The following is a 10,679-nucleotide window of genomic DNA, read 5'->3' on the forward strand; positions in this document are numbered from 1 at the left end:
AGGCGCTGGACGCGGCGGGCGCGCCCGTGGATCTGCCGTTGTGGGCTATGGCCGAAACACCGCTGGGCTTTCTACGGCTCGATGCCATCGCCGGCGGCCATGCGCGGCTGGCCGCCATCGTCGTCGGCACGTCTGATCTGGTGAAGGATTTGCATGCGCGCCATACGCCCTCGCGCGACGAGACGCTGCTGGCGCGCTCGCTTGCCGTGATGGCGGCACGGGCGCACGGACTTGCCGTGCTGGATGGCGTCCATCTGGATCTGAACGACGATGCCGGCTTGCAGGTCGCCTGCGCGCAAGGACGCGACCAGGGATTCGATGGCAAGACGCTGATTCATCCGCGCCAGATCGCCGCTGCGAATGCCGCCTTTGCGCCAACGCCTGAAGAACTCGATACGGCGCGCAAACGGCTGGACGCCTGGAGGGCCGCGCAAGCCGAGGGCAAAGGCGTGGCGGTGGTTGACGGGGCCTTGGTCGAGAACCTGCATGCCAGCGAGGCCGAGCGCGTGCTGGCGCTGGCGGCGGCGATTCAGACGCCGTAGGGGGGACGGGGCTGGAGCGCTCCGGCCGGGTACAATCCCCCCCTTCATTCGGATTCGGTTCGCTTTCATCCGATCACCCTTCGCGCCGGCGCGCAGGTTGCGCGCGCCATCCCGCCCCGGTTCCTGCTTTCCTGCAAACCGCCCCCAGAGGGCGTCTTGCCGCGCGCGCATTGCGCCATCCAGCCCTACATCCATGATCCGTTTCCAACAAGTTTCACTCATGCGCGGCGTCAAGCCGTTGCTCGACAAGGTCGACCTGCTTCTGAACCCCGGCGACAAGATCGGCCTCATCGGCGCCAATGGCGCGGGCAAGTCGAGTCTGTTCGGCCTCTTGCGCGGCACGCTGCACGCCGATCAGGGAGACCTGGACTACCCCGCCTCCTGGCGAGTGGCCCACGTCGCGCAGGAAACCCCTGCGCTGGACCGTCCCGCCATCGAGTACGCGATCGACGGCGACACCACGCTGCGCAAGCTGGAAGCAGAACTGGCCGCGCTGGAAGCGGAGCCTGAAAGCGCGGAAAACGGCCTGCGCATGGGCGAGATCTACGCCGCGCTGGCCGACGCCGATGCCTACACCGTTCACTCGCGCGCCGAGCAGTTGCTGACCGGCCTGGGCTTCACGCAAGCCCAGATGCACCTGCCGCTCACCAGCTTTTCAGGCGGCTGGCGCATGCGACTGAACCTGGCGCAGGCGCTAATGTGCCCGTCCGACCTGCTGCTGCTGGACGAGCCTACCAACCACCTGGACCTGGACGCGATCATCTGGCTGGAAGACTGGCTCAAGCGCTATCCGGGCACGCTCATCGTCATCTCGCACGATCGGGACTTCCTGGACGGCGTGGTGAACGTGATCGTCCACATCGACGAACGCAAGCTCAAGCGCTACTCCGGCCACTATTCGTCCTTTGAACGCCAGCGTGCCGCGCAGCTTGAACTGGCGCAGGGCATGATGGAAAAGCAGATGCGCCAGCGCGCGCACCTGCAATCGTTCATCGACCGTTTCAAGGCGCAAGCCAGCAAGGCGCGCCAGGCGCAGAGCCGCATCAAGGCCCTGGCCCGCATGGAAGAGGTGGCGCCCCTGCGCGCCGCCGCCGAGTTCTCGTTCGAGTTCCGCGAGCCGCTGCGCGCGCCCAATCCGCTGCTGACGATGGACAAGGTCAGCGCGGGCTATCGCATCGAGGACGAGGCCACCGAAGCCGTGTCCGACAAGATCATCGTGTCGGGCATCAACTTCTCGCTGCAGGCGGGCCAGCGCATCGGCCTGTTGGGCATCAACGGCGCGGGCAAGTCGACCTTCATCAAAACCATCGCGGGCGAGATCGAATCGCTGGCCGGCGACACGCAGTTCAACAAGGGACTGTCCATCGGCTACTTCGCGCAGCATCAGGTCGAGATGCTGCGGCACGACGAATCTCCGTTGTGGCACATGACCAAGATTGCGCCGACCGTACGCGAACAGGAACTGCGCAACTTCCTGGGCAGCTTCAACTTCAATGGCGCGATGGCCACCAGCTCGATCGCGCCTTTCTCCGGCGGCGAAAAGGCGCGGCTGGCGCTGGCGCTGATCGTGTGGCAACGCCCCAACCTGCTGCTGCTGGACGAACCCACCAACCACCTTGATCTGGAAACGCGCGAGGCGTTGACGGATGCGCTGGCGCAGTTCGAAGGCACGCTGGTGCTGGTGTCGCACGATCGCCATCTGCTGCGCGCCACCACCGACCAGTTCATCATCGTTGCCGACGGCAAGGTCAACCCGTTCGACGGCGACCTGGACGACTACAAGGACTGGCTCTACAAGACCAAGCTGGCGGCCAAGGCGGCCTGAGCGCGTTTTTGCGCGCCGTGCGCGCGCAACCGCGTTACAATCGCGCCGAATTGCCGGACTCCAGCGTCACCCTGGCCCGCACGGCAACCATCAACCACGTCCCGCTGTATGCGGGACGCGTTTTTTTAGCGCCATAGATGCCTATCAAAGACCAACTTTTTCTTGCCAGCCAGTATCTCGCGCCGCACCACCTGGTGTCGCGCTTCTTCGGATACGCATCGGACTGCCGCGAACCCGCGGTGAAGAACTGGATGATCTCGCGTTTCGTCCGCAAGTACGGCGTGAACATGAGCGAGGCGCTGCAAGAAGACCCGTTGGCCTACGACTGCTTCAATGATTTCTTCACGCGTGCGCTGAAAGACGGCGCGCGCCCGCTGGACGAAGAACCTGGCTCGGTGGTGTGTCCAGCCGACGGCGCCATCAGCCAGATGGGCGCGATCGAACAGGGCCGCATCTTTCAGGCCAAGGGCCACAGCTACGGACTCGCGGACCTCCTGGGTGGCGACACCGAGCGCGCCGCGCCGTTCCAGGGCGGCCAGTTCGCCACCATCTACCTGTCGCCCAAGGACTACCATCGCGTCCACATGCCCGTCGCCGGCACGCTGCGCGAAATGATCCACGTGCCCGGGCGCCTCTTCTCCGTCAACCCGCTGACGGCCCGCAACGTGCCGCGCCTGTTCGCGCGCAATGAGCGCGTCGTCTGCATCTTCGACACCGAGCACGGTCCCATGGCCGTGGTGCTGGTGGGCGCGATGATCGTGGCGTCCATTGAAACCGTGTGGGCAGGCCTGGTCACGCCGTTCAAGCGCCGGGTCAAGTCCGTGCGCTACGACGCGGCTGCCCGCGCTCCCATCTTTCTTGAAAAGGGCGCCGAGATGGGCCGCTTCAAGCTGGGTTCGACGGCCATCGTCCTGTTCGGCCCCGACAAGATCCGCTGGGCCGACACGCCCTCGGTGACGGGCCCGGTGCGCATGGGCGAGCTGCTGGCGCTGCCCGCGCAGGCATAAGGCAAAGCGCCTGTTCGCCAGAAGCGAACGGGCCACTCCAGTTTTATTCGCTTTCTCCGTTCGACGGCCGTTGCTAGATTACGGGCTTTTACCGGCCCGCCATGACTACCACCGCCCTGCCCGCCGCGACCCCTGACGCCGCCTCCGGCGCCCTCGCCCGCAAGCTGCCCCGCGCACTCGGGCGCATGCTGTCCCTGGACGATTTCGAAGCCGCGGCTCGCCGCCGGCTGCCGCGCCCGATCTTCGGCTACATCGCCGGCGCAGCCGAAGACAACCAATCGCTCAAAGGCAACCGCGAAGCCTTCGCGCAGTACACGTTCACGCCGCGGGTCCTGGTGGACGTCTCCCGCCGCACGCAACAGACCGATCTGTTTGGCCGCACCTACGCGTCGCCCTTCGGCATCGCGCCCATGGGCATCAGCGCGCTGTCGGCTTACCGCGGCGATATCGTGCTGGCGCGCGCGGCGCGCGAGCAGAACGTGCCCGCGATCCTGAGCGGCACCTCGCTGATTCCGCTTGAAGCCGTCATTGCCGAAGCGCCCGGCACCTGGTTCCAGGCCTACCTGCCCGGCGACCCCGCCAAGATCGACGCGCTGATCGAACGCGCGCGGCGCGCGGGCTTCGAAACCCTGGTGCTGACCGTGGACATTCCCGTGTCCGCGAACCGCGAGAACAACGTGCGCACGGGTTTCTCGACGCCGCTCAAGCCCAGCTTGCGCCTGGCCCTGGACGGGCTGGCGCGCCCGCGCTGGCTGGCCGGCACGTTCGTGCGCACGCTGCTGGCGCATGGCATGCCGCACTTCGAAAATTCCTTCGCCACGCGCGGCGCGCCCATCGTCTCCGCCTCCGTGCTGCGCGACTTCACGGCACGCGACCACCTCAGTTGGGAACACGTGGCGCGCATCCGCCGGCAATGGCCGGGCGCGCTCGTCATCAAGGGGATCCTGCATCCGCGCGACGCGGCGCTGGCGCGGCAACATGGCGCGGACGGCGTCATCGTGTCCAATCACGGAGCGCGGCAGCTTGATGGCGCCATCTCGCCGCTGCGCGCCTTGCCTGGCGTGGTCGCCCAGGCCGGCGCGATGACGGTGATGATGGACAGCGGCGTGCGGCGCGGCGGCGATGTGCTCAAGGCGCTGGCCCTGGGCGCGCGCTGCGTGTTCGTGGGCCGCCCCTTCAACTACGCCGCGGCCGTGGGCGGCCAGCAAGGCGTGGCGCATGCCATCGGACTGCTGCGCGCCGAGGTTGACCGCAACATGGCCATGCTGGGCATCAATCGCCTTGACGAGATGGACGCCAGCCTGATCTGCCGGGAAGGCGAACTGCCGGCCTGAGGCCACCGCGCCAGGCCTCCAGGTGCTGTGCCCGGCGGACGCGCAGCACGTTTATCAATCGCGGCGCCGCCGGAGCATAGAATGGCGGTTCCCTGATTCCCTGCGCGTCCGCTGCGGCGCGCCCGTCCGCCGCCGTGTCCCTGCGCCAATCTTCCTTCTTCCTGCGCTTCCTGACCCTGGGCGCCCTCGCCCATGTGTACGTCGGCGCCCGCCTGATCCCCGACTTGCTGCTTGGCGGTGAAGGCACAGCCGCCGCCATCCTCTTCCTGGTGCTTTCGTGCGTGCTGATCCCGATGGGCATGCTGGCGCGCTCTTCCGTCAATCCGCCCTGGGGCGACCGCATCGCCTGGGTCGGCCTGCTGGCTATGGGACTGTTCTCGTCGCTCTTCGTGCTGATCGTGCTGCGCGACGCGCTGATGCTGCTTCTGTGGCTGGGCAATCTGGCGGCTGGCGCCGATCTGCCGTGGATCGACCTGCGGCGCGCCAGCGCGTGGACGGTCATCGGACTATCGCTGGCCGGCACGCTGGCGGGCTTTCACAACGCCCGGCGCCGCGCCCGCGTGGTCGACGTGGACGTGCCGATCGCCGGCCTGCCGCAAGACCTGGACGGCTTCACCATCGTGCAGATCAGCGACATCCACGTCGGCCCGACCATCAAGCGCCGCTATGTGCAGGCGATTGTCGACGCGGTCAACGAACAGTTGCCCGACATGATCGCCATCACCGGCGACGTGGTGGACGGCAGTGTCGAGCAGCTTGCGGCGCAGGCCCGTCCGCTGGGCGATCTGCGCGCACCGTTCGGCGTGTATCTGGTCACCGGCAACCACGAATACTATTCGGGCGCGGGACCCTGGATTGCGGAGTTCCGCCGTCTTGGACTGCGCGTCCTGTTGAACGAACATGCCGTGATCCATCCGTCGGGCCTGCCTGTGGTCGTGGCGGGCGTCACAGATTTCAGCGCCGGGGCTTTCGATCCGCAGCAGCGCAGTAACCCGCGTGCGGCGCTGGCCAACGCGCCGGCCGACGCCTTTCCGCGCATCCTGCTGGCCCACCAGCCGCGCAGCGCGGCCGCGGCGGAACCGGCGGGCTACACGCTGCAGCTCTCCGGCCATACGCATGGCGGGCAGTTCTTTCCGTGGGGTTTCTTCGTGCGGTTCCAGCAACCGTTTACGGCGGGGCTGCACCGGTTGGGGCAGATGTGGGTCTACACCAGCCGCGGCACCGGCTATTGGGGACCGCCCAAGCGGTTGTGGGCGCCGTCGGAGATCACGCGCCTGCGCCTGCGCGCCGCCCCCGCCCGCTGAACCGGGGTCTGCCGTTCAAGCGGCCTCAGGCAGCGGCCCGCGCTCCAGATAACTGGTCAAGGCGATATCGCTGGTCGTGTTGGAGATGCCCTCAATCTGGTGGATGCGCGCCAGCAGCAGTTCAAGCGCCTGGGTATCGCGCACGCGCACCTTCAGCAGCATGGCGCTTTTGCCGGTGATGGTGTGGATCTCCTCGACCTCATTCAGCTCGGCCAAGCCCAGCACCTGCTGCGTGATAGTCCAGTTGATCGTGTCGACATGCACGAAGGCCAGCAACGGGCGGCCCATCTTTGCGCCGTCGAGCTTGGCGGCGATGCCCTTGATCAGCCCGTCGCGCTTGAGCCGCTTGACCCGCTCATGCACCGCGGGCGCCGACAGGTTGAGCTGTTTGCCCAGCTCCGCATAGCTGGGCGTGGCGTCGTCGGCCAACAGCGTCAAGAGTTTCCGGTCGCGGTCATCGAGGTCAGACATTGGAATCAGGTTCGGCGCGCAGTGCGGCCGGCCTTTGATGAAAAGGGTTTGTCGGGGCAAACCCTGATTTTATTCCGATTGCCGTCCCGATACCGCCTTACCAGGGGAACGAAATCAGGTCGCCGTACAGCCGCTTGAGCGTTGCCTTCACTTCGGGCGAGTTCTGATAAATGGCAATGAACTTCAACAGGCGCGGGTCCTGCGCCTTTTCGGGCTTGGCCACCCAGCGGATGGCGTAGCGCCGGATGCTGTCCGGATCGGTATTGTCGAAGGCGAGCCCATCCTTTTCGTTCAGGCCCGCCTGTTTTGCGAACGTCGTGTAGGTGACCGACGCCGTCACGTCATCGAACGTGCGGGCCGACTGCGATCCTTCGATCTGGACGAACTTGAGCTTCTTGGGATTGGCCACCACGTCCTGCAGGCTGGCCTGGTGTGCGACGCCCGGCTTGAGCGTGATGAGTCCCATCGACTGCAGCAGCAGCAAGGCGCGGCCGGTATTGACCGGGTCGTTCGGCACCGCGATGGTCGCGCCCTCGGGCACCGGATCCCCCTTCTTCAGCTTTTTGGAAAACAGGCCGATGGTGGTCGAATAACCGTACGCGATGGGCTGCAGGTTCGCGCCGCGGCGCTGGTTGAAGAGTTCAAGAAACGGCGCGTGCTGGAAAAAATTGGCGTCCACCGACCCGTCGGCCACCGCAATGTTGGGCAGCACCCAGTCATTGAATTCCACCAGCTTGACGTCCAATCCCTGCTGCTTGGCCTGGGCAATGGCCAGTTCGGTGGCCTCGTTGGCCACGCTGGCGATCACGCCGATGCGCAGGGGCTGTTCCTGCGCCGCCGCCGGGGCAATCACCGCCAAGCCCAGCGCCGCCACCGCGGCGCCGCGCATCAGTTTCTCAAGCAATTGGTGCACAAGCATGTCAGCCATCCACAGAATCGGAACGCCGGACGACGGTCCGGCACAGGCGCTATTGTGCAGCACCCGGCCCTCCGACCTCGGAAAGGCCTTTGTCATGCAATGGCAATGCCAAGCCGTGCCGGCGGCGCTAAGATGGCCCCATTACGCCCTTGGGAGACGCGCATGAGTGCCGTGATGACCCCCCAGCCCGGCGCGCAGTCCGCCGCCAGCCGCCGCGACCACATCGAAGACCAGTTGGGCGCGCACAACTACCATCCGCTGGACGTCGTGCTGGCGCGCGGCAGCGGCGTCTGGGTCTACGACGTCGACGGACGCAAGTACCTGGATTGCCTGGCTGCGTATTCCGCCGTCAACCAGGGCCATTGCCACCCGACCATCCTGGCGGCCATGACCGAGCAGGCGCAAAAGCTCACCCTGACCTCGCGTGCGTTTCGCCATGACCAGATGGCGGGCTTCTATGAAGACCTGGCGCGCCTGACGGGGGCTCACAAGATCCTGCCCATGAACAGCGGCGCTGAAGCCGTGGAGACCGCCATCAAGGCCGTGCGCAAGTGGGGCTATGAGGTGCGCGGCGTGCCCGAGGGCGCCGCCGAGATCATCGTCTGCGCCAACAATTTCCATGGCCGCACGCTGGGCATCGTGGGCTTTTCGACCGACCCCGATGCCTATGGCCATTACGGCCCGTTCGCACCCGGCTTCAAGATCGTGCCTTTTGGCGACTTCGAGGCCTTCGACGCCGCCATCAGCGACCGCACGGTCGCGTTTCTGGTCGAACCGATCCAGGGCGAAGCCGGCGTCGTGATGCCGCCGCCCGGGTACTTCAGCCGCGTGCGCCAACGGTGCACGGAGCGCGGCATCACGCTGATCCTGGACGAGATCCAGACCGGCCTGGGACGCACGGGCAAGCTACTGGCCGAGGAGCACGAAGGTATCGAAGCCGACGTCACGCTCATCGGCAAGGCGCTGTCCGGCGGTTTTTATCCCGTGTCCGCCGTGCTGTCCAACGCCGACGTGCTGGGCGTGTTCCAGCCCGGCCAGCATGGCAGCACGTTTGGCGGCAATCCGCTGGCGTGCGCCATCGCGCGCGCCGCGCTGCGGGTGCTGACCGAGGAAGGCATGATCGAGAATGCGGCCGCCGTGGGTGCGCATTTCCTGGAGCGCCTGCGCAGCCTGCCCGGCCCCGTGCGCGAAGTGCGCGGGCGCGGCCTGATGCTGGCGGTGGAACTGGAACCGGACGCCGGCGGCGCCCGCCTCTGGTGCGAACGGCTCCAGGCGCGAGGCTTGCTGGTCAAGGACACCCATGGCCACACCTTGCGCCTGTCGCCTCCCCTGATCGTCACGCGGGACGAGGTGGACTGGGCGTGCGACCAACTGGCGGCGGCGCTGTCCGCCGCGTGATCCCACGCCCCGCAACCTGAACACCGCAATACGGAGCATGCGAATTGACGAACGCATTGACGAAAACCCCCACCCTGCCCACTCAAGTCACCCTGATCGGCGCACCGACCGACATCGGCGCCGGCGCGCGCGGCGCGTCGATGGGCCCGGAAGCGCTGCGCGTCGCGGACCTGGGGCCGGTCATCGAGGCCCAGGGCTTTCAGGTCCGCGACCGCGGCAACCTGTACGGCCCCGCCAACCCCTGGCTGCCGCCCGTGGACGGCTACCGCCACCTTGAGGAAGTGACCGCGTGGAATCAGGCGGTGCATGATGCCGTGTACGCAGAACTGGCTGAAGGCCGCCTGCCCGTCCTGCTGGGCGGCGACCACAGTCTGGGCATCGGCTCGGTCAGCGCAGTCGCACGCCACTGCCGCGCCACCGGCAAGAAACTGCGCGTGCTATGGCTGGATGCGCACGCCGACTTCAACACCCATATGCTCACGCCCACCGGCAACCTGCACGGCATGCCGGTGGCCTGCCTGTGCGGCAATGGCCCCGCGCCGCTGACCGGCATGTCGGGCGAGTTTCCGGACATCGAACCGTCCTGCGTGCGCCAGATCGGCATCCGCAGCGTGGATCCCGGCGAAAAGCGCTTGCTGCACGACGCCGGCCTCGAGGTCTTCGACATGCGGTATCTGGATGAGATGGGCATGCGCGCCACCATGCAGGCCGCCTTGGCCGGGCTGGACGCCGACACGCACCTGCACGTGAGCTTCGACGTGGACTTTCTGGATCCCGAGATCGCACCAGGCGTGGGCACCACGGTGATGGGCGGCCCCACCTATCGCGAGGCGCAGCTCTGCATGGAAATGATTGCCGACACCGGACTCATGCGGTCGCTGGACGTCGTGGAACTGAATCCGGCGCTCGACGTGCGCAACCGCACGGCGGAGCTGGCGGTGGATTTGATCGAGAGCTTGTTCGGGAAGTCCACGTTGGTGCGCCGGGGGCCTTGACGTGTGCGGTCGATGACGCGCGGTGCATCGACTGCATCGCGCCGGGCGGCGTAGACCGATGGCAACATCCCCGTCCCTTATCCTTCGCGATCACGCCGGATCGCCTCGGCTGCGTCGCGCAAATGAATGAGATTTTCCTCGCGCTGGGCCCACACGCGCGGCGTGGGACCCGCCACGCATAGCGCATACCATTCGCCGCCCAGATCCAGTGCGACGGCCAGCCCGGTGAGGTCCGCGACGCTTTCCCCGACGTTCGAGGCCCAGCCCCGCTGGGCAGTCCTGTCCACGTCGGCCAGCAGATCTTCGCGGTCCGTCAGCGTGCGGTCGGTGTAGCGGGTGTATTGCGCCGCCGCCAGCACGAGGTCGCGTTCGGCGGCCGGCAGGCGCGCCATAATGGCCTTGGCGACCGAACTGGTATGCAGCGGCCGGCGTTCGCCGGCACGCGCCGCGTAATGGACGGGCTGGGTCGACTCGGCCACGTCCAGAAACACCACGGCCCCATCCTGGATCTTGCCCAGCATTACGGTTTCGTTGACGGCATCGCGCAGCGCCCACAATCGCGGCCGCACCAGATCCAGCCAGGGGTCGCCCGCCAGGATCTGCGCCGCCAATCCGTGCAGCTTGCCGGTCGGGTAATACCCCGCCCGGCGCCGGACCTCGTACAGATATCCGCGGGCCACCAGCGTGCGCACCAGCGCCAGACAGCTCGACATCGGCGCACCCAGCCCTTGCGCCAGTTCGGTCAGCGGCATGGGCCGCTTCGTCTGCGCAAACAGCTCCAGCAACTCCAGCGTGCGAGCGACAAGTTTCACTTCCACGGCGTCGGCCCTCCTTCGTGGCATCGCGTTTTGGGCACCCGGACTAGACATTATGGTCGCTCGTTA

General features: G+C 66.8%; 10 protein-coding genes. 7 read left to right on the plus strand and 3 right to left on the minus strand.

Annotation, left to right across the window (positions count from 1 at the left end):
- The 5 genes from B3446_RS03245 to B3446_RS03265 all read left to right on the plus strand — a co-directional run.
- On the plus strand, nt 1–542 hold a 542-nt coding region (locus B3446_RS03245; protein ID WP_291377299.1), incomplete at its 5' end, for an HpcH/HpaI aldolase/citrate lyase family protein.
- Nucleotides 543–735: 193 nt separating this feature from the next.
- Nucleotides 736–2,367 carry an ATP-binding cassette domain-containing protein gene (locus B3446_RS03250; protein ID WP_175121607.1) on the plus strand — a complete coding sequence of 544 codons (1,632 nt, stop codon included), beginning with the start codon at nt 736–738 and terminating at the stop codon, nt 2,365–2,367.
- 137 nt (nt 2,368–2,504) lie between these two features.
- Nucleotides 2,505–3,374 carry an archaetidylserine decarboxylase gene (gene asd, locus B3446_RS03255; protein WP_291377300.1) on the plus strand — a complete coding sequence of 290 codons (870 nt, stop codon included), beginning with the start codon at nt 2,505–2,507 and terminating at the stop codon, nt 3,372–3,374.
- Nucleotides 3,375–3,475: 101 nt separating this feature from the next.
- Entirely contained in the window at nt 3,476–4,708 is a 1,233-nt protein-coding gene (locus B3446_RS03260; protein WP_291377301.1) for an alpha-hydroxy acid oxidase, read from the plus strand.
- A 134-nt stretch (nt 4,709–4,842) separates the two neighbouring features.
- Nucleotides 4,843–6,012, plus strand: a complete 1,170-nt coding sequence (locus B3446_RS03265; RefSeq protein ID WP_291377302.1) for a metallophosphoesterase — start codon at nt 4,843–4,845, stop codon at nt 6,010–6,012.
- A 15-nt stretch (nt 6,013–6,027) separates the two neighbouring features.
- Here B3446_RS03265 and B3446_RS03270 read toward each other — a convergent pair whose 3' ends face one another.
- Nucleotides 6,028–6,483 (minus strand): Lrp/AsnC family transcriptional regulator, encoded by a 456-nt coding sequence (locus B3446_RS03270; protein ID WP_056561122.1) that lies wholly within the window; start codon nt 6,481–6,483, stop codon nt 6,028–6,030.
- 97 nt (nt 6,484–6,580) lie between these two features.
- On the minus strand, nt 6,581–7,372 hold the full coding sequence (locus B3446_RS03275) for a MetQ/NlpA family ABC transporter substrate-binding protein (protein WP_239213423.1): 792 nt from the start codon (nt 7,370–7,372) through the stop codon (nt 6,581–6,583).
- Between the two features lie 192 nt (nt 7,373–7,564).
- On the opposite strand from B3446_RS03275, the gene rocD reads away from it, so the two are divergent.
- Both rocD and rocF read left to right on the plus strand, forming a co-directional pair.
- A complete protein-coding gene (gene rocD / locus B3446_RS03280) occupies nt 7,565–8,800 on the plus strand; it encodes an ornithine--oxo-acid transaminase (protein WP_291377303.1) in 1,236 nt (411 codons plus the stop codon).
- Nucleotides 8,801–8,856: 56 nt separating this feature from the next.
- Entirely contained in the window at nt 8,857–9,795 is a 939-nt protein-coding gene (rocF, locus tag B3446_RS03285) for an arginase (RefSeq protein ID WP_291377305.1), read from the plus strand.
- 77 nt (nt 9,796–9,872) lie between these two features.
- On the opposite strand, the gene B3446_RS03290 is transcribed toward rocF, so the two are convergent.
- Nucleotides 9,873–10,613 (minus strand): IclR family transcriptional regulator, encoded by a 741-nt coding sequence (locus tag B3446_RS03290; RefSeq protein WP_291377304.1) that lies wholly within the window; start codon nt 10,611–10,613, stop codon nt 9,873–9,875.
- Nucleotides 10,614–10,679 lie beyond the last annotated feature (66 nt).

The sequence above is a fragment of the Achromobacter sp. UBA5777 genome (genome assembly GCF_002418565.1).
Classification (GTDB): Bacteria; Pseudomonadota; Gammaproteobacteria; order Burkholderiales; family Burkholderiaceae_B; genus Achromobacter; species Achromobacter animicus.